Source organism: Nocardia sp. NPDC058114 (assembly GCF_042884695.1).
Taxonomy (GTDB): domain Bacteria; phylum Actinomycetota; class Actinomycetes; order Mycobacteriales; family Mycobacteriaceae; genus Nocardia.
On record NZ_JBHVTK010000007.1, the window covers coordinates 156,744 to 178,758 of the forward strand.

Here is a 22,015-nt window from a genome sequence, read left to right on the forward strand (position 1 = left end):
CACTGAAAAGCCCTGCGCCGCAGAATTATTGCCAGCGGAGCAGGGCTGATCACGGAAGGACAGTCGCGTCCCGGAGCGAAAACTATCCGCCGGCGCGACGGCGGAAGGTGCGCTTCCCGCCCGCCTGCGCATGCGTCCCACGCACTTTGGCGGAATTCTGGGCGGCTCCACCCGCGGAGGAGTGGCCGTTCTTCCGCTCGAGCGCCTCGCGGAACCTCCGCTTCGTCGCCTCCGCCGGGGTTTCGATCGCGTCCGCGGACTGTTCGGCGGAGACTTCCTGTTCATCGGGCATGCGTACAGCCTGCCACCTCGGCGCGGCTTCGAACACCATCGGCAGGACCATCGCCCCGCCCGCGACGGCCCCTCGGTAGGATCCACCGATGCGGGGCAGGCCAGGAGGGACGTGGCTTTGATCGAAGTATGGGGTGCGCGAGTCGCGGTCCGGTATGCGGACGGGCGGTTGGTGACGACGCCGCTGCGCGCCGACAACGAGATCGCGCTCGACGTCGGGGTGGCCGAACTGGGCAGGATCGCGCTCGCGAACACCGACGACGGGCAGATGGCGTTGCTGCTGTTCTTCCGGTCGGCGCAGTTCGTGGTGAACGGTGCGCCGACCGATCGTCATCCGGTGCCGGTGTTCCTCGAAACCGGCCTACGCGAACAGGCGCAGGCGCTGATCAGGGCGGTCGAACGCGACCTGGTCAGCCTACGCAGGGTGTTCCCGCCCCGCCCGAATCTCGTTCCACCGCACTCGGTGCCGGGTTCGAACGGCCCGCAGCGCCCCGATGTCACGGCGGCCGCACGCCGAATGCGGCACGCGGGCAACTCCTTACGCGAGATCGACATCCTGCACGGCTGCGCCCGGCCCGACGAGTACGTTCTCGAACTGGCCCAGGCGGGCCACGAGGGCGCTCCCGGCCTGGTCGCGATCACCACGCTGCGCCTGCTGTTCGTGTCCGCGTGGGCGGTCTACGAATTTCCGGTCTCGGTCCTCACCGGCGCCGAAGTGCTCACCGCCCCCGGACAGGTCGCGACGCTGCGGATCTCGGGAGCGGGCGCCGACCTCGATTTCGTCGACTGGGAACCCGCCGACTTCACGCGCATCACCGAGGCCGTGCGTCTGGCCTGCGAGATCGAGCACGTCGACGGATCCATCACCCAGTCGATGCCCTGCTCGGCCGACCTCTTCGGCGAATGGCAACTGCTGGTGGAACGCCGCAAACTGGGCATGGTCGACGACGATCCGTTCCGCCGTCAAGCCGTCGGCATCATGCTGACGATGCCGGGCTGAACACCGGCGCACCCGGATGCAGCGACACCCGCCGCCACGGACTCGACGGTCGAAGGTGCAGCCCCGCGATCATCCGCCTACGTTCGGCCACTTGGCTTTTCGCGGCCGACAGATCTTGCGTGGCCGCCCAGAAGATCGCACCGGTGAGGAACCCGTCGCCGAACTGGCGCCAGTTGCGATAGTGCTGACGCGCCCGATCCAGCCCGGTCAGCATGTGTTCCCACGCCTCGTCCTCGGTCAGGTATCCGGCCGTGCACGCGGCGCGGGCGATGAACACCAGCCGTGCCAGATCCCATGCGGTGGCGTCGATCTGCAGCGGCGTCGGCAGGCTGTCGGTGATGCCGAGTTTGATGGCCTGTAGCCAGGCGTCGTAGTCGCGATCGATCCCGGCGGGCCCGCGATAGCCACGGAAACCCGAAAGGGTGTGCAGGAATTCGCGATGCTCGTCGGCCAATCCCGACCGATCGACCCGGCCGGTGTCGGTCGCGGCCATGACGGCGAGCGGATGAACGAGTTCGAACAGCGGCGCGTGCATCCCGGCCAGCAGCCGCCGCACGGTGTCGTGGGCGTCCTCGGCGTTGTCGACGCCCCACGACTCGTGCAGTCCTTCGATCGCGGTCTCCCGCCGCGTCGACGCGCTGTCGGGCTCCTCCGGGAGGAACGCGACGCCGTCGCATTGCGCGCCCCAGCTGCGCCCGTAATACGCACCGACAGCCAGCGCCCTGATCCGGTCGTCGTCGACGAACGCCCCCGACCAGATGTCCGGCTCGATATCTATGTCCGCACCGGGAAATCCCGCCACCCGCGGCCGTCCACCCCGCACTGATGCTGTCGGTTGCATTGGCACCCCTCTGCCGAGCCGAACGTCGTGCCGTCAGATCTTACGGACCGGGTGATCATGGTGCGGCAGCTACCTGTCGGTGGGCGGGACTACCGTCGAAGTGTGGCCGAATACCGGGAACGCGAATCACGGCTGGACCGAGCGGTGGTCTGGTCGCGAACCATGCCCGCCGCCACCGGTCCCGTCACGGTGTTCCCCGACGGTTGCATGGATCTGATCTGGACCGAGGGCACGCTGATGGTGGCGGGTCCGGACAGCCGCGCGTTTCTCGCACCGACCGCGCGGGCGCGAGAATTCGTCGGCGTCAGATTCGCGCCGGGCAGCGCGCCCACGTTGCTCGGGGTTCCGGCGGTAGAACTGCTGAACCAGCGGGTCGATCTGGCCGAGATCGCACCGTCGCGCACCACCCGCGAACTCGTCGATCGCCTCGACAACGCGCCCGACCGCGTTGCTGCCCTGGAAGCGATCGCATTACGATTCGCCGCCGACAACGGCCCTGCCGATCCGGCGCTCACCGCTGTCGTCGATGCTCTCTCGGCGGGCGCGACGGTCGCCGAAACCGCCGCTCGGACGAGCATGTCGGCCCGGATGCTGCACCGGCGTTCCCTGTTCGCCTTCGGTTACGGACCCAAGATGTTGGCTCGTATTCTGCGATTTCAACGAGCGCTCGCCGCGCTTCGCACCGGAATTCCGGCGGCACACATCGCCGCCGTGACCGGCTTCGCCGACCAGGCGCACCTGTCCCGAGAGGTCCGTGACCTGGCTGGATGCTCGGTAAGTACTCTGCAAACCCGCTGACCGGGCGTCTCACCGCCCGGAAAGTCTCATTCGGCACAGCGTGACGGAAGGTTTAGGCTCACTAGTGCACGCCCCGTCGCAAGTGCTCAGTCCAGTCCGAACACCGACGAGAGGATGTGACCTGATGATCGACGAATCCGTGTACTCCACGCTCCGTATCGAGGCAGAACGAGACGAAATCCGCCGGCTTGTCGTCGGCGCGGTCGTCGTCCGCCATCAGCGAGTGCTCATTCTGCGCCGCCGACGATCGGATTTCCTGGGTGGCCGGTGGGAGTTGCCCAGCGGCGTCGTCGAGCCGGGTGAGGCACTCGACGAAGCGCTGGCCCGCGAAGTCGCGGAGGAAACCGGGCTGCAGGTCACCGGAGTCAGCGACTACCTCGGCGATTTCGACTACCTGACCGGTGCGGGCGCCCGCACCAGGCAGTTCACCTTCGTCGTCGACGTGGCCGCGTCGGGACCGGTGACGCTCACCGACCACGACGCGCACCTGTGGACCAGGCTCACCGGAGAACCCCCGGTCAGCGACGAGGTCCGCGAGATGCTCGGCCGCTATCAGCAGCGTCAGCGCGACCCCCACGACTGGTCGTCCTATTCGGCGGGCAACGGCGCGTAGAGGTCGATTCCGTGCCCGTCGGGGTCGGCGAGCGAGGCGTAGCGCTGACCCCAGAAGGCATCCCACGGTGGGAGTTCGCCGTGATGGCCGGCGTCGACGAGCTCGGCGTAGAGCTTGTCGACCTCGGCCGGATCGGCGCATCGGAACGCGAGACTGCTGCGGCCGGGACCGGTCGGCGGCTGCCAATCGGGCGCGAAGGAGGCAATCGTCGCCTCGGTGTCCAGTGCCAGCCGAAGGCCACCGCCGATCACGGCCTCGGCATGGCCCTCGGCTTCGGCGCCGTCCGGGAAGACCAGTCCCAGCCTGCGGTAGAAGGCCACCGAAGCGGCCATATCGGAAACTACAACGGACACGACATCAAGCTGTGGAGTCATATTCGCAGCGTAAACACTCGATCGTGGGTGCGTCTTGAACGAATCGGACGTGTCAGCGGGCGGGTACCGGCAGCAGTTCGGCGATCAGATTGCCGATCAGGATCTGCAGGTGGTCGCGAATGCCGCGCACCACCTCGATGGGCTGACCCGCCGGATCCGACAGCACCCAGTCGCGATAGCTGATCCCCGGAAAATACGGGCACACCTCGCCGCATCCCATCGTGACCACCACATCCGAGAGCCCGACGACATCGTCGGTGAGCGCGGCAGGCCGTGCGCCCGCGATATCGATCCCGATCTCGGCCATGGCCACCACCGCGGCGGGGTTCAGCGCGGCGGCCGGTTCGCTGCCCGCGGTGCGCACCTCGATCCGGTCACCGGCCATGGCGCGCAGGAGACCCGCCGCCATCTGTGATCGGCCCGCGTTGTGGACGCAGACGAACAACACGCTGGGAGTGTGGGCCATGGTCGCCCTTTCGGCGCAGGGGCGAAGTGCTTGTGGCGCTTCGGATATCACCCGTCATCATTCCATCAGCGCGCTGCGGCGGGGGTGGGTGTGGACGAACCGGCGACCAGGTTGTCCGAGCAGTGTCCGCGCGGCGAGGACGTCAGTCGAGTGAGCCCAGTACCCGGTGCACGTAGTCGTTGGCGAATACACCGGTGGGGTCGAAGCTGCGTCGCACCGCGGTGAACCGGTCCCAGTCGGGGTAGCGCGGCCGCAGTGTCTCGGCGGTCTGGAAGTGGCGTTTGCCCCAGTGCGGCCTGCCGTCGTAGGCGTCGAAGACCGCCTCGCACGCGCGGAAGTACGGTTCCCACACCATGCCCTGATACTGGTGCACCGCGATGTAGCAGGTGTCGCGTCCGCCCGCGGGGGACAGGAAGGCGTCGTCGGGCGCGACCCAGCGCACCTCGATCGGCATCGGGGTGCCGAATTGCCTTCCCAGCGCGAGGATCTCGCGAATCGCCTCGGCCGCGTGCGCGCGCGGGATCGCGTATTCCATCTCGTTGAACTTCACCAGCCGCGGGGTGGAGAACACGCGATAAGAACGGTCGACCTGCCGGTTGTTGCTCCCGGCGAGCGTGGCCGCGCGGTGAATCAGGGGGATGGCGGCGGGAATTCGCCGACCGAGCTTGCACATGCCGTCGTAGACATGGTTGGCGATCAGGATGTCGTTGATCCACTCGCGCATCGTGCCGCGCGGCTGCGCCGGTGCCTGCGTGCGATCGATGGCCTTGGTCATCGCCGTGGCGCTGTGCGGGAACGCGAAGAACTCGAAATGATCACTGCCGTCGGCGAATTCGTCGATATCGGCGAGCACCTCGTCCAGCGGTACCGGTCGCTCGACGCACTCCAGCACGAACGACGGCTCGAGTTGCAGGGTGGCCGCGGTGACGACGCCGAGCGCGCCGACGCTGACCCGCGCCGCCTTCCAGCCGTCGGCGTCGGTCTGCTCGTTGAGCTCCACCCGGGTGCCGTCCGCGCGCAGCACCTCCACCGAGTGCAGTGCCGCCGAGATATTGCGCAGCCGGGCGCCGGTGCCGTGGGTGGCGGTGGCGGTCGCGCCCGCGAGGCTCTGTGTATCGATGTCGCCGAGATTGGGGAAGGCCAGGCCGTGTCCGTGCAGCAGCGGGCTCGCCGCGTGCAGCGAGATCCCGGCCTCCACCCGCACGCGTCCGGTGGCGGAGTCGACGTCGAGAACCTTGTCCAGACCGCTGAGTTCGATCAGCGTGCCGTCGGTGAGCACGGCGTCGGTGAACGAGTGTCCCGACCCGGCGACGCGCACGGTCCGCCCCGCGGCGGCCGATTCGGTCACGATCGCGGCCAGTTCCTCGACGTCGCGCGGCGCGGCGACGACGGCGGGTGTGCAGCTCTGCTGGCCTGCCCAGTTCACCCAGGTGCTCTTGGTCATGTGTCCAACAGTAGAGGATGCACTGTGACGCGCGCTACTGGATGGGCAGGTTTCGGCTCAGCGACGACGTCCGAGGCAGCCGGCGGCCTTGGCCTGCTCGACTTCCTCGTTGGTCATCGGCGCGACCAGCAGTGGCCTGCGCGGCACCGCGTCGGTGCGGACGCCGTTGAGTGCGATGGCCATATACCGTTGCCATACTTCGGGATTGATCGGCGCCGCGAACTCCGCGAGGGAATTGACCATGTGGATCAGCGCGAAGAAGTCGGTGGTCGCGATATCGGGGTCCACCGCGCCCGCCGCGCGCGCACGATCGATGATGCCCGCGACCGCCGGTTGGATCCGGTCGCGCAACTCGGCGAAACGGGCCGGATCTTCCTCGAGTTCGAGCATCACCTCGCCGAAGCCGCGGTTGGTCGCCAGGTGTTTGCACGCACTCTCGAAGAACTCGACGAGCGCAAGCCAGGCGTCCGGGTTGCTCATGGCCGCGTCGGCCGCGTCGGCGAAGTCCTTCACGTGCTGGTCGAAGACCTCGGCGATCAGTTCCTTCTTGTTCGCGAAGCGCCGGTACACCGTGCCGACGCCGACTCCCGCGCGTTCGGCGACGTCGTCGAGGGTGATCTCGAGGCCGTGGTCGGCGAATAGCTCACGGGCGGCCGCGACGATGCGTTGCTGATTGCGTGCGGCGTCGGCGCGCAATCTGCGGGGTGGTGTGGCAGTCGTCGTGGCGTGATTCACAAGTACATCCTATCAATCCGGGGATTAAGTGGAGGTTGTTTCTCCGTTACTCTGGTAGCTTCGATTGAAGCGGAGGCGGTGTCTCCGATTATGCCACCTGAAACCATCCGCAGACCTACTAGGGGAGTTATGACCACCACACTCGACAAGGGGCCGCAGAGCCCCGCGGATACCGGTCGCCGCGGCTCGCACGCCCTGCGCTGGTGGGTGCTTGCCGTACTCGGCATCGCCCAGCTGATGGTCGTGCTCGATGCGACGATCGTCAATATCGCGCTGCCCGCGGCCCAGGCCGACCTCGGCTTCGGCGACGGTGACCGGCAGTGGGTCATCACCGGCTACGCCCTCGCCTTCGGCAGCCTCCTGCTGCTCGGCGGCAGGCTCAGCGACCTGTTCGGCCGCCGCAACACCTTCATCGTCGGCCTCGTCGGCTTCGCGGTGGCCTCGGCCATCGGCGGTGCGGCCTCCAGCTTCGAGATGCTCGTCGCGGCCCGCGTCGGCCAGGGTGTGTTCGGTGCGCTGCTCGCGCCCGCCGCGCTCTCACTGCTCACGGTCACCTTCTCCGAACCCGGTGAGCGGTCCAAGGCGTTCGGCATCTTCGGCGCCGTCGCCGGTGCCGGTGGTGCGATCGGCCTGCTGCTCGGTGGCGTGCTCACCGAATGGGCGTCGTGGCGCTGGGCGATGTACGTCAACCTGATCTTCGCCGCTGTCGCGCTCGTCGGCGCCGTGCTGTTGCTGGCCAAGCACACGTCGACCTCGCGTCCCAAGCTCGACTGGTACGGCACGGTCACCGTCACCGCCGCGCTGTTCGGCATCGTGTACGGCTTCTCGCACGCCGAGTCCAACGGCTGGAGCGACCCGACCACGCTGGCCTTCCTGATCGGTGGCGCCGTGCTGCTGGCGGCCTTCGTCTGGATCGAGACCAAGGTCGCGCATCCGTTGCTGCCGCTGCGCATCGTCGCCGACCGCACCCGTGGCGCGTCGTACCTGACCGTGTTCGTCATGGGCATCGGCATGTTCGCGATCTTCTTGTTCCTCACCTTCTACATGCAGCTGACCCTGGCGTACACGCCGATCGTGACCGGCCTGGCCTTCCTGCCGATGGTGGCGGGCATGGTGGTCTCCTCGACCACCGCGCCGTCGCTGCTGCTGCCCAAGGTCGGACCCAAGATCGTCATCAGCGGTGGATTCCTGGTCGCCGCCGCGGGCATGCTGTGGCTCACCCGGATCGGTCTGGACTCGGGCTACGCCACCCATATCCTGCCCGCGCTGGTGCTGCTCGGCCTCGGCCTCGGTGGTGCGATGTCGGTCGCGTTCCAGGGTGCGACGGCGGGCGTGCAGCACGAGGACGCCGGCGTCGCCTCGGCGATGGTCAACACCAGCCAGCAGGTCGGTGGGTCCATCGGTACCGCGCTGCTCAGCACCATCGCGGCCTCGGCGATGACCGACTACGTTTCCTCGCACCAGCCGGGCCCGCTCACGATGGCGCAGGGCGCGATCGAGAGCTACACCACCAGCTTCTGGTGGGCGACGGCCACTTTCGTGCTCGGCGCGATCGTGATCGCGGCGATCATGCCGAACACGGTGCCCGCCCCGGCCGAAGGTGAACCGGTGCTGGCGCACTGATCCCGCAGAACTGAACGGCGATGGCCCGAACCGACAATCGGTTCGGGCCATCGTCGTTCGCCGGTACGGGCTGCTGAAAGTTTGCCACGAGCGCACCGCTCGCCCGGATGTCGGTGGGTCTCGATACCATGAGCGACGACCACCACACGGATCGGCCGACGGGAGGGCAACGCATGGCATCGCGGCCCCCGGCGCTCGATCCGGCCGTCCTCGCGGCGATCTCGGTGGGTGGCGGGCTCGGTGCCACCGCCCGTTTCGGCGTCGCGTACTGGTGGCCGGTGCTCCCGGGCCGGTTCCCGTGGTCGACGTTCACGGTGAATGTGCTCGGCTGCTTCGCGATCGGGGTGCTGATGGTCGTGGTCACCGAACTGTGGGAAGCACCGAAACTCGTGCGGCCGTTCCTGGGAATCGGTGTGCTGGGGGGCTTCACGACTTTCTCCACCTATAGCCTCGAGATTCGTAGACTCATCGGCACCGGTGCGACGGGCACGGCGGTCGCCTATCTCGGCCTGTCGGTGCTCGCGGCGCTCGGTGCCGTGGCAGTCGCCATGAGCGCGACCCGCTGGGTCGCGCGGCGGGGGTTCACATGAATTCGACGACGGAAGGGGGCCATCCGATGGTCGAGATGTGGGCTCCCACAGGGGGAGGCGCGGCATGACGGTGGCGCTGGTGATGGTCGGTGGCATGCTCGGGGCACCCGCCCGGTACCTGATCGACCGGCAGATGTCGGCGTGGTTTCCGACTGGGCTGCCCTGGGGGACGCTAACCGTTAACATTGTCGGTTCGGCGTTGCTCGGGGGTCTGATCGGCGCGAGTGTGGGCAGTGCGCTGCTGGCATTCGCGGCAACCGGCTTCTGTGGTGCGCTGACCACGTTCAGCACGTTCGGCTACGAGACGGTCCGTCTGGTAACCGAGGGCGCTTACGTGTACGCCGTGGGCAATGTCGCGATCAGCGTCGCGGCGAGCCTGGCCGCGGTGTATGCCGCCGCGTCCCTGACCCAGTGGTTGTGCGCATGATTCTCATGACCAGCCGCGCGCAGCCGACACGGAAGGGAACACCCACCATGGCCCACGATCGCGCCGGACGGCCCGCCCGCCCGACCGACCTGGTGGATATCGCTCACCTGGTCACCGCGTACTACAGCCTCGTCCCCGATCCGGACGAGCCGAGCCAGCAGGTGGTGTTCGGCACCTCGGGTCACCGTGGGTCCAGCGAGGACGGCGCGTTCAACGAGGCCCACATCATGGCGATGACGCAGGCGATCGTCGAATACCGCGCCACCCGTGACATCACCGGCCCGGTCTACCTCGCGCGCGACACCCATGCCCTGTCCGAACCCGCCTGGACCACCGCGCTCGAGGTCCTGGCGGGCAACGACGTCACAGCGGTGATCGACGCCCGCGGCCGCTACACACCCACGCCCGCGCTGAGCCACGCTGTCCTGAACCACAATCGTGGCGGTACCAAGCATCAGGCCGACGGCATCGTGGTCACCCCCTCGCACAATCCACCGCGCGACGGCGGCTTCAAATACAACCCACCGCACGGCGGCCCCGCCGACACCAAAGCCACCGACGCCATCGCCGCCCGCGCCAACGAACTGCTGCGCGGCGGTCTGGCCGGGGTCAAACGAGTCTCGCTCGATCAGGCGATGAACACCCACGTCCAGCGCTACGACTACCTCGACCAGTACGTCGGCGACCTGCCGAACGCGTTGAACCTGGACGCGATTCGGGGCGCGGGCATCCGGATGGGCGCCGACCCGATGGGCGGCGCGAGCGTGGACTACTGGGAGGAGATCGGCCAGCGTTTCGACCTCGAGCTCGAAGTGGTCAACCCGTTCGTCGACCCCACCTGGCGTTTCATGACCCTCGACAGCGACGGCCAGATCCGGATGGACCCGTCCTCACGCCATGCCATGGCGGCCCTGGTCGGCATCAAGGACGACTACGACATCTCCACCGGCAACGACGCCGACGCCGACCGGCACGGTATCGTCACCCCTGACGGTGGCCTGATGAACCCCAACCATTTCCTGGCCGTCGCGATCGAATACCTGGTCGCGAACCGGATGTGGTGGGACGCGCTCACCAAGATCGGCAAGACCGTCGTCACCTCCTCCATGGTCGACCGCGTGGTCGGCGTGCTCGGGCGGGACGTGTACGAGGTCCCGGTCGGGTTCAAGTGGTTCGTGCCCGGATTGTTCAGTGGCAGTTTGGCATTCGGTGGTGAGGAGAGCGCGGGCGCGTCGTTCCTGCGGATGGACGGCACCGTCTGGACCACCGACAAGGACGGCATCCTGCTGGCCCTGCTCGCCGCCGAGATCGCCGCCGTCACCGGCCAGACTCCCTCTGCCAGGTACGGCGAACTGGAACGCCAATACGGCAGCCCCGCCTACGCGCGGATCGATGCCGCCGCCACCAGCGCGCAGAAGACCAAGCTCGCGCGCCTGACTCCCGAGGCCGTCACCGGCACCGAGATCGCGGGCGAGGAGATCACCGGCATCCTCACCACCGCGCGCGGCAACGGAGCGCCGCTGGGCGGACTGAAGGTGACCACGGAGAACGCCTGGTTCGCCGCACGTCCCTCGGGCACCGAGGACAAATACAAGATCTACGCCGAGTCCTTCCTCGGCCCCGAGCATCTCACCCAGGTACAGGCCGCGGCCGAGGAGATGGTGAACCAGGCGCTGACCGAGTGAGCGCTCCGGCCAAAGTCCGGCTACCCGCCGAGATCTGGGTACTGATCGCGGCAGCCTTCGTGATCGCGCTCGGGTTCGGTCTCGTCGCGCCCGTGCTGCCGCAGTACGCCCGCGAATTCGGGGTGGGTATCGCGGCGGCGTCGGCGATCGTGAGCGCGTTCGCGTTGATGCGGTTGCTCTTCGCGCCCGCCAGCGGTCGGCTCGTGCAGAAGCTGGGCGAGCGACGGGTGTATCTGGCGGGCATCGTGATCGTGGCGCTGTCGACCGGGGCATGTGCGCTCGCGCAGACGTATTGGCAACTGCTGGTGCTGCGTTCGCTCGGTGGCATCGGGTCCACGATGTTCACGGTGTCGTCGATGGCGCTGATCATCCGGGTGTCACCGCCCGCCGCGCGCGGCCGGGTTTCGGGGGTCTACTCGACCAGTTTTCTGATCGGGTCGTTGCTCGGGCCGCTGGTCGGCAGCAGTCTGGCCGGATTCGGGCTGCGCGCGCCGTTCGTCATCTACATGGCCGCGCTGCTCGTGGTGTGTGTGATCGTGTTCGCCGGGCTGCGCGAATCGCCGGTGCTCGCGCCCGAAAACGGCGCGAAGCCGGTCGAATTCACCTTCCGTCAAGGGTGGGCCGAGCCTGCTTATCGGGCGGTGCTGCTGTCGAGTTTCGCCGGTGGTATCGCGGTGTTCGGTGTGCGGATGGCATTCGTTCCGTTGCTCGTCGTGGAAACGCTGCATCAGGAAGTCGGCATGGCGGGTGTCGCGCTGACGGTGTTCGCCGCGGGCAACGCGGCCGTGTTGTTCGCGTCGGGCAGGCTCTCCGACCGGCTCGGCCGGAAACCGTTCCTGATCGCCGGGTCCGTCATCTGCGCGCTCGGCACCGGTGCGCTCGGTTTCGCGCCGACACTGCCGTGGTTCTTCGCGGCGTCGTTCATCGCGGGTCTGGGTTCGGGGATGTTCAGCCCGGTGCAGCAAGCCGCGCTGGCCGATGTGATCGGGTCGCGGGCCCGCGGCGGTCCGGTGCTGGCCGCGTTCCAGATGTCGGCCGATCTGGGCACCGTGCTCGGTCCGATCGTGATCGGCTGGTTGGCCGAACGCACGTCGTTCGGGGTGGGTATGGCCGTGACCGGTGCGGTGCTGGCGGTGTCGGCGGCCGTGTGGGTATTCACTCCCGAGCCCGCACAGATCACGCACCCCGAAGATCCGGAGCACCCCGACCACGCGGGCGACCGCATCGACCCGCAATGCGCCTGCGACGGCAGCCCCGAGGGTAAGCCGGTGGTGCGTGACGGCATGGTTCCCGCCGGTCGACCCAGCGATTACCACAAGCCGCAATAGCAGGTCAGCGCCATTTCGTTGTGCCCGCGCGGCGCGCCGCCGGCGACTCGAGGCAGAGTGGACGGGTGAGCACAGCCGGTTCTTCGCACAATCCGCGCCCCGTTTCCAGCAACACCACCTACGCGCTGGCCGCGGTGGCGGTCGTCGTCATCGGGTTGATCGTGTTCGCTGCCTACAAGTGGAGCGCGGAACCGCCGCCCGCCGTCCGCAACGAGGGCTACGGCCCCGTCCGCGAGGCCGCCGTGCAGGTCACCACCAGCCCCGAGGGCGTCATCCGACTCGGCCGCCCCGACGCCACCGAGACCATCGACATCTTCGAAGACCCCATCTGCCCCGCCTGCGGCGCGATGGAAACCGCCTACGGCCAGGAACTGGCCCAGAAGATCGACGAAGGAAAGCTCGCGGTGAACTACCACCTCGTCACCTTCCTCGACCCCCAGTCCAAGAGCAAGGACTACTCCACTCGCGCGACGGCCGCGAATCTCTGTGTCGCCCAAACGGGTTCAGGGCCCATCTACAGCAAGTTCCACGAAACCCTGTTCACGAACAAGCAGCCCTCCGAAGGCGGCTCCGACCTGAGCAACCCCGCCCTGGCCACCATCGCCACCGAATCCGGCGCCCCCGAATCCGTCGCCGCCTGCATCAACAACGGCACCCAGTCCGACGCAGCCAAGACCGCCGCCGCGAAGAACCTCGCCGACCTCGACGCCCGCACCGGCAACAAGGCCGCCACCCCCGCGATCTACGACGGCACCACCAAGATCGACTGGCAGGACGAGAACTGGGTAGTGAACCTGGCCCCCTGAGCCCCCGCGTGAGGTTCGGCACATTCTACCCCTGACCAGCCGATCCTTCCCGCCCCACCGGCCACTGCACCCCCGCCCGTAACCCCACATTTTCGCCGTCTACCAGCCGATTTGTTCTCTCTCAGACGCATGGTGTAACTTCATTCAGGCAGCAGCGAGAGCCGCTGAAACAACTGAACACGGGGCTATGGCGCAGCTGGTAGCGCACCACACTGGCAGTGTGGGGGTCAGGGGTTCGAGTCCCCTTAGCTCCACAGTAAACCCGCAAGTTAGAGTATGTGTCTGACTTGCGGGTTTCTTGTTGTTCGGGACATATGGCTGGAACTTGGCGAAGTCCTACCGGAACGTGGCTTAGCACTCCTCGGCGGTTCGGTGTCCGGGTCAGATCTCAGCGAAAAACGTGGGGTCCACTGTGATGTCCTCGACCTGTCGGATCTTCTTGATGACTCCCATATCGAAGTCCTTCAGCAGTGTGCAGAGTCGATGAGGTCGAGCGACGGGGCGCCGTCACGCGTGGTCTCGGCCTTGGCCTCTGCTGTAACCGTCCCGGTCGTGATGAGTAGATCCTTGTCTCCTCGGCCCATCATCGCGCCGCGAAAGTCGCGCACAGTTCCAGCTCCGACTGATCCGACGTACCGCTTGCACTGGAAGAACAAAGGGAACGACACCAGCGAGAGTCGGTAGACGCCGACGCCATTGATGTCGCCGTCGCAGGTCTTCCCGGTCACCCGTGTGTTGATGAATCCGGCTTCTCGGAGCAGCCGCGGTGAGAGTCACTCGAATGCGGCGGGCTCCATCTTCATTACGCAGTCGAGGAGTTGGTCTTGCCATGCATGCTCGGGCGCGGGCAGGCCGTGGTCGAACTTGCGCAGCCACGGAACCTGGTGGTTGTTGTCGGGTCGAGGTCAGTGGTGAGATCGCCCGATGTCGCGTGGTCAACCAGGCATCGGGCGCGGGCGATCTGTTGCTCGGCGATGATCCTGCGCGCAGGATCTCCAGCGGCCAGTTCGGCCAGCTTGTCGAGCGGGGGCTTACCGGCCACGGTCACGGAACGGTGATCGGAGACAAGGTTACTGGGAGGCCCGACCCCGGCAGACGCAACGGCCGACCGCCAGTCGGCCGGTCTCACGGGCGCCCAGGTGTATTTCAGGGAGTTGTCGGCGCCTCGCGCGACCTGGCGTGGTACCCATCGGTGTCGCGGTCACTTTTCCAGTCACCTTATCGACCGTGTGTGCGAGTCATCCAACTCCTGCCTTCAATCAGGAACCAGGGATCCCCCCGGATCACTTCTCGTTGATAGGCCCTTTCTCGGGACGTCGGATTGCGTGCGGGATTCTGTTCGGGTCGGCCGGGTCGTCGCCTCAGATGCATGTTTTCCGCTTCGAAAACCGGATCCCCGCCCATTCGGAATCTTGCGGATCGATGTAGATATCGTCACGCTGTGGTATCTTCTCTTCAAGAGAAGGAGATATCTATGGCAGATATGACATGGCTGACGCAAGAGACTCTCGCTCATGAGTGCGCCATTCGCAACGAGTACGCCAAGCGCCTGGCCGATTTTCGGCCGGACGAGAAGTTGCTGAAGACCGAGTGGGCCTTCGCTAACGCCCGCGCCCGCGCTGACATGCGCACGATCGACCGCTCCGACATGCTCCGCATCTGGGAGTTCAAGATTGTGGCCGACTACAGCGGACTCGGGCAGGCCTTGACCTACCTCGCGCTGACCCGGCTGGAGAAGGACTTCAAGGTTCCCGTCAAGGGTGTCCTCGCGGCTTTCGTCATTCCCGACGAGATCCGCACGGCTAACGAGGTGCTCAACCTCGGCCTCGAGTTCGTGGAGATCCCGTCGCAGCTTCGCCGAGCCGGTGACATCCCCATAAGCGCAGGGCGCGCCCCCACCCTGCCTGACATCCCGACCGCCCTTATCTCACCGACCACGACCGCCAACTAGGAGCCCAAATGAGCCTGCCCGCCATCCCCCAGAGGAAGATGATCCAGAACTCCGCCATCAAGCCGGATCTGGGCCACGGCGGACTAAAAATCGTCCGCTACCAGACCGATACCGACGCCCAGAAGGCCTACATCAACAATGAGTTCGAATTCCAGCACGAAGCGGCCAAGCGCCACATCATCAACGGTGTCACGCTGAGCCTGAAGGGTTCACCTGGCCGCTACCGCATCACTGCGACCATCCACCCGACGCTGCGCCAGTTCATCGACATCGTCCGCTACGATCCGTCGGCGCCGCCACTCGAGAACTGGGAGGCCATCGGGATGAAGGAAGCGCATGAGCAGACGCAGAGCGACTTCAAGGGCACCAAGAAGGAGAACCTCGGTCATTTCAAGCAATACCTCGTCGAGTCGATTCGCGGCGACCGTACGGCGTATTTGCCCACCGTCAGTGGCTGGCAGTCGTCGGAGGTGTTCGGCGACACCATCTTCGTGGCCGTCGACGAGTCCAACCCGATGGCGCTGTATGGGATGCTGTACCTACCCAAGAAGCCAGTGATGCAGTCCGATGGCCAGACCCAGACCGCGGCGCTGTTCCAGGCCGCGGCCACGGGGTTGGCCGAGAAGGAGGAGGCTCTCGATAAGTTCGGTACGACCCTTGAAATCGAACTCAACGTGACGCCGGTCGCCGCGGGGCAAAGCTTCGCTGACCGCAACGGCCGCGGTTCAAAGAAGAACAAGAACCTCGTGGCACGTATGGACAGTTCATCGGCGCTGTCGCAACTGCGCGCTAAGGCTATGGCTGGCACCATCTTCGAGGGGCGGGTGGCAGACGGCCGCACCGTGGGTGCTACCGAGACGGCCACCAATAAAATCGTGGACCTTTCGACGCTGGATCAGATGCTGCTCAACGTGATCAGTCGTGGCACGAAGAAGGACGAGCAGATCAAGATCTACCACATCGAGCATTTCCTGCCGTATTGCAAGGAGTTCCTGACGCTGCTCGAGGACAAGTTCGGTGACAAGTGGCTCGACCTCACCCCGAAGGACTCCGAGCCGTACCGTCGGTTGTACATCCACGGATGGGCGTTCGCGCTCAAGGCCCTTGCAATCGTGTTCCACGACAGCCGTCGTGACGAGCTCGGTCCCCTCGCGAGCGCGATCAACACCGCGGGCGGTGGGGACAGTCACCAGACCGCAAAAGAGGCCCAGCAGGCATTCCTGAAGGCGGTCGAGAACGCCGACCCACAGCAGCCCAAGCTGACCCCGGCGGAGTTAGAGGATCGTATCGACAAGATCGACTGGCTCCGCTACCGCAAGCACTGGATCGATCTGACCGGCCGGAAGGTCGCGAGTGATGGCAAGCCCAAAACGCGCGAGATCAAGGTCGGCACCGATAACGACGGCAGGCTGATCACCAAGTTGATCGCAGACGGCAAGGCCGAGAACACCGCGGCTGCGATCAACTTCGCGGTCAACAAGATCGAAGGCCGGTCGTGGACCGACCTCACCTCAGATGTGGACGCCAAGCCCTAACCCGCCACACGTTCCGGCCAACCACTCGGCCCGCGACCTTCTTCGGTGGCGGGCCGAGTGTCGTTGTCCGCGAAGGCCAGTGCTCTAGCTCCGACGGTGTCCTGTCCTGACGGGCGCCGACGTCGACACCAATCGTTAAGCGCGATTGCCGAACTCGCCGTACGGATCGATCGCGCGCGAAGTCGTCGACGAGTTGCGGGTTACCTGGTTTGCCGATCGGTGCCGCTGTTGCACGCCGCGTAGGGGTGATCGCGCCCTTCGCGGGCCGCAAGTGTAGGGGATACGCGGTCGGCAGGGGCCGCTGAAAGGGGAGGCGTCGAACTGGCCACTGTTCAGCCGGATTACGGCACCGACAGCGGGAGCTTCCACGGCAAATTTTGCCACGAAGTGCTACCCATGCGGCGCACCGCTGGGTTTGCTGACTGTGCCGACTTGCGCAACTCGCTGATGACGTTGGTCTGGAGGGAAGTCACAGGTCGGCGACCCTCAGATCCACCTGCAGCGGCGCCGGTTCGAACGCGATCTCGTCGTCCATGCTCAGCCGGGAAACGAGGTCCTGGCTGTCGGCCTTCAGTCGCCGGTACTCGTCGATAGACAAGAGCACGAAAGCGTCCTCGCCCCGATCTGTGATCACGACAGGCCCTTCGGCCGCAAAGCCGATATCGGCTCGGTCTTCAATCCAGCGCCGTCGCCGGGTCGCCTCCGGTGATAGTTCGGTAGTCGTCGATCCGATGGCCGGTCCGCCAGGGGCGTGCCGCGCCCGATACCCACCAGCGCCGCCACAGCGACGGGTGTTTCAGAACGATGGGCAGCACCGGTAGGGGGTCGAAGTAGTTCATTCGCTGGATCGCCTTGCCGTCGCGAAGGATCATGCGGTCGACGTTCGGCCATTCGATGCGGTGGCGTCCTACGTGCGCCAGCAACCGGAACTCGATGAAGACCACGTCGTCGTCGCCGCGCCATCGGTCGACGTGCGCCCGGAGGTCAGGGAGGAATCGCCAGATCTGTGCGAACTCTCGTTGCGCCGCGGCTATGCCGTGCATCGGTGGGGACAGCGGCTGGGTCAGCACCACGTCCGGATGCAGAATCTCGGGGATTCGATCAACGGACGGCCGATCCCAGAAGTCGATGAAGTTCGCAACGAACTGTTCAGCGGACATGCGGCGTCCTCTCGTCATCGTGACGATAGCGAACTGACGCGATGCTCCGCGACCACCCTGAGTCGGATCTGTATTTCCGGTGAATGCGTCACGTTCTTGTTCCGAGCCGCGGCCGCAGGTCAGTACACCACGGTCCGGCCGTTCCGCCGCTCAGACACTGATACGGCTGGCGGCCCGGCGCTGATCGTCCGACATCGGCCGACCGGCGCTCACGGCGAAGACCGGGAACCTGTCGTCCCAGGAACACGACTGGAATTGCACACGCACCGGGCAGTTCTGCAGCGGCGGGAGCCCGCCTTCGATGGATGTGTAGACCCACGGGCCCTCGTCGAGCTCGACAATGGCGATCGTCAACGGTCGTATGCCGCGCATTCCGGTCGCGGCGCGATCCACGACCCGACAGGACACGATCGAACCGGCGCCCGCCGACGGCAGCCATTCGAGGCTGCCGGAGATGCAGGACGAGCAGCCGAGGGTCACCGCCGCGAACAGCGTGGAGCAGCAGGTGCACCGGCGAATCATCAACACGTCTTCCACGTGCTGCATGTCGTTGTCGCCGGCCGTATCGCTGTCGACTGGATCGGGTGGGTGCATCGGACCTCCGGGAATGGTGCTGACCGTCACTTCAGCGTCCTCCGAGCACGGCGTCACGGGGACGGTCGATATACCCGTTTTTCGGAAATCGGGCTACTTCTGCAGCCGGCGTCCGGGAGGTTGCGGTGGTGTGGCGGTGCCGTGGTCTACACGGCGTAACCTGGCGTTCTGGACCATTCCGCCATCGAATGCGAGGCATGTCGGATGCCGCCAACCAGTCAGAGCGCGCTGGGAAATCTCCCCGCGGAATTGACTCAATTCGTCGGCCGAGGACGCGAGATCGTCGAGGTCAGACAGTTGTTGTCCGAGGCGCGGCTGGTGACGTTGACCGGTATCGGCGGGGTAGGCAAGACCCGGTTGGCGATCCGGGCGGCCGAGGAGGTGCGCCGAGCGTTCGACGACGGGGTCTGGCTCGTCGAGTTCGAAAAGGTTCGCGAACCGGATCTGGTGGCCGGGGCCGCAGTGTCCGCACTGAGACTGGTGGGGCGGACGGCCCAGACGCCGCAGGAACTGCTCGTCGATTTCGTCGCCACGCGCCATCTGCTCCTGGTGCTCGACAACTGCGAGCACCTGGTGGACACGATCGCCTCGCTGGCCGAATCGCTGCTGCGTGCCGCGCCACGATTGCACATCCTCGCGACCAGCCGGGAGCCGGTCGGCATCGGCGGGGAGGTGGTGGTCCCGGTGCCGCCACTGTCGGTTCCCGGAGCGGAGGGGTCGCCGAGCTTACGCGCGATGTTGCGGTGTGACGCGATCGCGCTGTTCGTCGACCGCGCGCGCTCGGCCGTCCCCGGCTTCGAGCTGACCGAAGACAGCAAGATCACCGTCGCACGTATATGCCGACGACTCGAGGGCCTGCCGCTGCCCATCGAGTTGACCGCGGCCCGGCTGCGGTCGATGTCGCCGGAGCAGATCCTGCAACGGCTCACCGACCGATATCGACTGCTCACCGGTGGCGGTCGCGCGACGCCGACCCGTCAACAGACGCTGCGCCAGTGCGTCGATTGGAGCTACGACCTGCTGAGCGACCGTGAGCGAGAGCTGTGGGCGCGGGTGACGGTGTTCGCGGGCGGCTTCGAATTGGATGCCGCAGAGGCGATCTGCGGTGCCGGACTCGATCCCGGCGAGGTACTCGACCTGGTGGGTTCGCTGGTGGACAAGTCGGTCCTGATCCGTGCGACCCGCGGTGACGGCGGCGTCCGGTACCGGATGCTCGAAACGCTGCGCGAGTACGGCCGGGAACGGTTGCGCGGTAGCGGCGACGAGAAGGAATTGCAGCGCCGCCACCGGGATTGGTTTGAACGCCTGGCGTTGCGGGCGTACACCGAATGGGCGGGGCCGAAGCAACTGGAATGGATCGATCGGCTGCACCGGGAACAGCCGAATCTGCGTGAGGCGATGGAGTTCTGCCTGGCCGAGCCCGACGAGGCGGAATCGGCCGAACGGATCGCGGTTGCCCTCTACGAGTTCTGGGTCGCGCGGCAGCGGGTCAGCGAGGCCCGATATTGGCTCGGTCGCGTATTGGAGAGAACGAGCGGGGCCACGTTGGCGCACATCGCGGCACTGTGCGCGGACACAGTGCTGGCCGCGATGCAGACAGACATCCAGTCCGGGTCCGAGCGAATCGAACAGGCGCGTTCGTTGGCCGAAGGCAGCGATGACGAGTTGTTGTGCGCGTATGTCGACGGCGCACATGGCTTGCTGTCGTTGTTCTCCGGCGATCTCACCGATGCGAGGACACGGCTCGCGCGGGCAGTGCCGGTATTCGAGGCGTCCGGTGATGTCTTGCATCAGGTGTCGAGCTTGCTCGGCCTCGGCGTCGCGTGCGGTCTGCTGCAGGAAACGGACCTCGCCATGGCGTGCAACGAGCAGGCGCTGGCGCTCGCCACAGCGCACGGCGAGTCGGTCTACCGGTCCTACGCGGTCGCGCAGCTCGCCTTTGCCACGGTCGAGCGCGGTGACCTCGAGCGCGGATCGGTGCTGGTCAAGGAGAGTCTGCGGGTTTCCTGGATGATCGAGGATTGGCCGGGCGTCGCGAGCTGTCTGGCGACCCTGGCCTTTGTCGCGGCTGCACAGCGCCGGGCGCAGCGGGCTGCCGTGCTCGTCGGGGCGGCCATGGCGGTCGGCGAATCCGTGGGCAGCCAGGCGGTCAGTATTCTCGAGATGTTCGGCCACCACACCCAGGCGCAGCAGGATGCCACTCGCGCGCTCGGCCCGCGCGCCTTCGAGGCGGCGATGCGCCAGGGCCACGATCTCGATATCGACGCGGCGCTCGCCTACGCCCTCGAAGAGGATTCGTCCGCGGCGGCGGAGGTTCCTGCCGCGGTGGACGTACTCACCCGCCGCGAGAAGCAGATAGCCGAACTCATCGCGCAGGGCCTGACCAACCGGGCCATCGCGGAGAAACTCGTTATCTCGCAGCGCACTGCGGCGGGGCATGTCGAGCACATCCTGAGCAAACTGCACTGCGCGACTCGCGCACAGGTCGCGGCGTGGGTGGTCGCTCACCATCGAGAGTAGGCATCACTGGCGATCCGGTCGGATCGAGTGACCATCGCGGCAACGCGGATCTCGGGTGCGATGGCGCGAGGACCGGCGACATGGTCTGCCAGGTGATGGTGTCCTTGTTCGGGCCGGGTAGCAGGACGACCGGATTCGGGTGGCGGCACGGCCAGTCGTCGCCGATCTGCAACCCGTTCACCCGGACGTGGCCTGCATGCGCCATGCTTGTGGCGTGGTTATCGCGTCTGATGTCGTTCCCGTGCGTGGCAGTGAGTACTCGGTCCTGTTGCGTCGCGTCCGGGCGGCGGACCTGCTCGACCGGCAAGTGGGGTATTACGGGTGGAAGAGCGCGCTGACCGCAGTCGCCTTCGTAGCTGGTTGGGTGGCATTTTTCGCCATCGGTGACTCGTGGTGGACGCTGGCGGTGGGGGTGTTCCTGGCCGCGGTGTTCTCGCAGATCGCGTTCCTCGGCCACGATGCCGGGCACAAGCAGATCTTCGCCGGGCGGCGGGCCAACTACCTGTACGGGCTGATCGCGGGCAATCTCGCCATCGGGCTGAGCATCGGGTGGTGGACCAGCAACCACAACCGGCATCACGCCCACCCCAATACCGAGGGCATGGACCCGGATGCGATGGGCGTGCTCGCGTTCTCCGGTGATCGTGCGCGGGCCGGAACAGGTTGGCGGCGGTTCATTTTCCGCTACCAGGCGTGGCTGTTCTTCCCGCTGCTGCTCCTGGAAGGTGGCAGCCTGCACTGGAAGAGCATCGTCGCGGTGTTCCGCTGGCCGATCCCGAACCGTATCTGGGAGGGCGCGCTACTGGCTGCGCATTTCATCGGCTTGCTCTCGGCCGCGTTCCTGGTGCTGTCGCCGGGTAAAGCGTTGGTGTTCATCGCCGTTCAGCAGGGTCTGTTCGGTCTGTACATGGGTTCCACCTTCGCGCCCAACCACAAGGGCATGGAAGTTCTGCCGGACGGCGACAACACCGACTTCCTGCGTCGCCAGGTGCTCACCTCGCGCAATGTGCGCGGCAGCTTCCTCGTCGACACCGCGATGGGTGGGCTGAACTACCAGATCGAGCACCACCTGTTCCCGTCGATGCCGCGCGCCAACCTGCGCCGTGCCCAGCCGATGGTCGCCCAGTTCTGCGCCGAGATCGATGTTCCCTACTGCGAGACCGGCCTGTTCGAGTCGTACCGCCAGGCGATGACCCACCTGAACGAAGTCGGCCGCCAAGCGGCCCGCTGACGC

Annotated in this window: 24 protein-coding genes and 1 tRNA gene; 14 read left to right on the forward strand and 11 right to left on the reverse strand. The window is 66.4% G+C overall.

What is annotated here, in order from left to right; translation table 11 throughout:
* Positions 1-82: 82 nt before the first annotated feature.
* Positions 83-331 (reverse strand): DUF5302 domain-containing protein, encoded by a 249-nt coding sequence (locus ACFVVI_RS25080; protein WP_378991395.1) that lies wholly within the window; start codon positions 329-331, stop codon positions 83-85.
* A 72-nt stretch (positions 332-403) separates the two neighbouring features.
* Here ACFVVI_RS25080 and ACFVVI_RS25085 point away from each other — a divergent pair, with 72 nt between their 5' ends.
* Positions 404-1,291 carry a hypothetical protein gene (locus tag ACFVVI_RS25085; RefSeq protein ID WP_378991396.1) on the forward strand — a complete coding sequence of 296 codons (888 nt, stop codon included), beginning with the start codon at positions 404-406 and terminating at the stop codon, positions 1,289-1,291.
* Here ACFVVI_RS25085 and ACFVVI_RS25090 read toward each other — a convergent pair.
* Complete coding sequence (locus ACFVVI_RS25090; protein ID WP_387447125.1) at positions 1,269-2,132, reverse strand: DUF1266 domain-containing protein; 864 nt, start codon at positions 2,130-2,132, stop codon at positions 1,269-1,271. The genes ACFVVI_RS25085 and ACFVVI_RS25090 overlap by 23 nt on opposite strands.
* Positions 2,133-2,234: 102 nt before the next feature.
* Here ACFVVI_RS25090 and ACFVVI_RS25095 point away from each other — a divergent pair, with 102 nt between their 5' ends.
* Both ACFVVI_RS25095 and ACFVVI_RS25100 read left to right on the forward strand, forming a co-directional pair.
* The gene (locus tag ACFVVI_RS25095) at positions 2,235-2,930 is read left to right on the forward strand and encodes a helix-turn-helix domain-containing protein (protein WP_387447126.1); all 696 of its coding nucleotides are present in this window, start codon (positions 2,235-2,237) and stop codon (positions 2,928-2,930) included.
* 124 nt (positions 2,931-3,054) lie between these two features.
* The gene (locus tag ACFVVI_RS25100; protein ID WP_378991399.1) at positions 3,055-3,543 is read left to right on the forward strand and encodes an NUDIX hydrolase; all 489 of its coding nucleotides are present in this window, start codon (positions 3,055-3,057) and stop codon (positions 3,541-3,543) included.
* Here ACFVVI_RS25100 and ACFVVI_RS25105 read toward each other — a convergent pair.
* From ACFVVI_RS25105 to ACFVVI_RS25120, 4 genes are all read right to left on the reverse strand, one after another.
* Positions 3,519-3,917, reverse strand: a complete 399-nt coding sequence (locus ACFVVI_RS25105) for a VOC family protein (protein ID WP_378633010.1) — start codon at positions 3,915-3,917, stop codon at positions 3,519-3,521. The genes ACFVVI_RS25100 and ACFVVI_RS25105 overlap by 25 nt on opposite strands.
* 52 nt (positions 3,918-3,969) lie before the next feature.
* The gene (locus ACFVVI_RS25110; RefSeq protein ID WP_378991400.1) at positions 3,970-4,383 is read right to left on the reverse strand and encodes an arsenate reductase ArsC; all 414 of its coding nucleotides are present in this window, start codon (positions 4,381-4,383) and stop codon (positions 3,970-3,972) included.
* A 142-nt stretch (positions 4,384-4,525) separates the two neighbouring features.
* Complete coding sequence (locus tag ACFVVI_RS25115) at positions 4,526-5,827, reverse strand: D-arabinono-1,4-lactone oxidase (protein ID WP_387447128.1); 1,302 nt, start codon at positions 5,825-5,827, stop codon at positions 4,526-4,528.
* Positions 5,828-5,884: 57 nt separating this feature from the next.
* Positions 5,885-6,562, reverse strand: coding sequence for a TetR/AcrR family transcriptional regulator (locus ACFVVI_RS25120; protein ID WP_378991403.1), 678 nt, complete (start codon positions 6,560-6,562; stop codon positions 5,885-5,887).
* A gap of 129 nt (positions 6,563-6,691) precedes the next feature.
* On the opposite strand from ACFVVI_RS25120, the gene ACFVVI_RS25125 reads away from it, so the two are divergent.
* The 7 genes from ACFVVI_RS25125 (at position 6,692) to ACFVVI_RS25155 (ending at position 13,275) form a co-directional block, all read left to right on the forward strand.
* Positions 6,692-8,185, forward strand: coding sequence for an MFS transporter (locus ACFVVI_RS25125; RefSeq protein ID WP_387447129.1), 1,494 nt, complete (start codon positions 6,692-6,694; stop codon positions 8,183-8,185).
* A gap of 173 nt (positions 8,186-8,358) precedes the next feature.
* A complete protein-coding gene (locus ACFVVI_RS25130; protein WP_378991407.1) occupies positions 8,359-8,775 on the forward strand; it encodes a fluoride efflux transporter FluC in 417 nt (138 codons plus the stop codon).
* 64 nt (positions 8,776-8,839) lie between these two features.
* A complete protein-coding gene (gene crcB / locus ACFVVI_RS25135) occupies positions 8,840-9,202 on the forward strand; it encodes a fluoride efflux transporter CrcB (protein ID WP_378991409.1) in 363 nt (120 codons plus the stop codon).
* Between the two features lie 47 nt (positions 9,203-9,249).
* Positions 9,250-10,887 carry a phosphoglucomutase (alpha-D-glucose-1,6-bisphosphate-dependent) gene (gene pgm, locus ACFVVI_RS25140; RefSeq protein WP_387447131.1) on the forward strand — a complete coding sequence of 546 codons (1,638 nt, stop codon included), beginning with the start codon at positions 9,250-9,252 and terminating at the stop codon, positions 10,885-10,887.
* Complete coding sequence (locus ACFVVI_RS25145; RefSeq protein ID WP_387447133.1) at positions 10,884-12,215, forward strand: MFS transporter; 1,332 nt, start codon at positions 10,884-10,886, stop codon at positions 12,213-12,215. Before pgm ends, ACFVVI_RS25145 begins: the two co-directional genes overlap by 4 nt.
* A gap of 65 nt (positions 12,216-12,280) precedes the next feature.
* The gene (locus ACFVVI_RS25150) at positions 12,281-13,021 is read left to right on the forward strand and encodes a DsbA family protein (RefSeq protein WP_378991413.1); all 741 of its coding nucleotides are present in this window, start codon (positions 12,281-12,283) and stop codon (positions 13,019-13,021) included.
* A gap of 181 nt (positions 13,022-13,202) precedes the next feature.
* Positions 13,203-13,275, forward strand: a tRNA-Ala gene (locus tag ACFVVI_RS25155).
* A gap of 210 nt (positions 13,276-13,485) precedes the next feature.
* Here the strand turns inward: ACFVVI_RS25155 and ACFVVI_RS25160 are convergent.
* Positions 13,486-13,749, reverse strand: a complete 264-nt coding sequence (locus ACFVVI_RS25160; protein WP_387447135.1) for a restriction endonuclease — start codon at positions 13,747-13,749, stop codon at positions 13,486-13,488.
* Positions 13,750-13,823: 74 nt separating this feature from the next.
* Entirely contained in the window at positions 13,824-14,069 is a 246-nt protein-coding gene (locus tag ACFVVI_RS25165) for a hypothetical protein (RefSeq protein ID WP_387447137.1), read from the reverse strand.
* A 426-nt stretch (positions 14,070-14,495) separates the two neighbouring features.
* On the opposite strand from ACFVVI_RS25165, the gene ACFVVI_RS25170 reads away from it, so the two are divergent.
* Together ACFVVI_RS25170 and ACFVVI_RS25175 are read left to right on the forward strand one after the other, a co-directional pair.
* Entirely contained in the window at positions 14,496-14,972 is a 477-nt protein-coding gene (locus ACFVVI_RS25170) for a hypothetical protein (RefSeq protein WP_387447139.1), read from the forward strand.
* Between the two features lie 8 nt (positions 14,973-14,980).
* Positions 14,981-16,507, forward strand: a complete 1,527-nt coding sequence (locus tag ACFVVI_RS25175; RefSeq protein ID WP_387447141.1) for a hypothetical protein — start codon at positions 14,981-14,983, stop codon at positions 16,505-16,507.
* Positions 16,508-16,976: 469 nt separating this feature from the next.
* Here the strand turns inward: ACFVVI_RS25175 and ACFVVI_RS25180 are convergent, their stop codons facing one another.
* The 3 genes from ACFVVI_RS25180 to ACFVVI_RS25190 all read right to left on the reverse strand — a co-directional run bounded on the left by ACFVVI_RS25180 (position 16,977) and on the right by ACFVVI_RS25190 (position 18,291).
* Positions 16,977-17,141: a type II toxin-antitoxin system prevent-host-death family antitoxin gene (locus tag ACFVVI_RS25180; protein WP_387447143.1), complete on the reverse strand. Its 165-nt coding sequence runs from the start codon at positions 17,139-17,141 to the stop codon at positions 16,977-16,979.
* A gap of 40 nt (positions 17,142-17,181) precedes the next feature.
* Positions 17,182-17,667: a nuclear transport factor 2 family protein gene (locus ACFVVI_RS25185; protein WP_387447145.1), complete on the reverse strand. Its 486-nt coding sequence runs from the start codon at positions 17,665-17,667 to the stop codon at positions 17,182-17,184.
* A gap of 150 nt (positions 17,668-17,817) precedes the next feature.
* A complete protein-coding gene (locus ACFVVI_RS25190; RefSeq protein WP_387447146.1) occupies positions 17,818-18,291 on the reverse strand; it encodes a Zn-ribbon domain-containing OB-fold protein in 474 nt (157 codons plus the stop codon).
* Positions 18,292-18,465: 174 nt separating this feature from the next.
* On the opposite strand from ACFVVI_RS25190, the gene ACFVVI_RS25195 reads away from it, so the two are divergent.
* Both ACFVVI_RS25195 and ACFVVI_RS25200 read left to right on the forward strand, forming a co-directional pair.
* Positions 18,466-20,781: an ATP-binding protein gene (locus ACFVVI_RS25195; protein ID WP_387447148.1), complete on the forward strand. Its 2,316-nt coding sequence runs from the start codon at positions 18,466-18,468 to the stop codon at positions 20,779-20,781.
* A gap of 214 nt (positions 20,782-20,995) precedes the next feature.
* Complete coding sequence (locus ACFVVI_RS25200; protein WP_378991421.1) at positions 20,996-22,012, forward strand: fatty acid desaturase family protein; 1,017 nt, start codon at positions 20,996-20,998, stop codon at positions 22,010-22,012.
* The last annotated feature ends 3 nt before the right edge of the window (positions 22,013-22,015 follow it).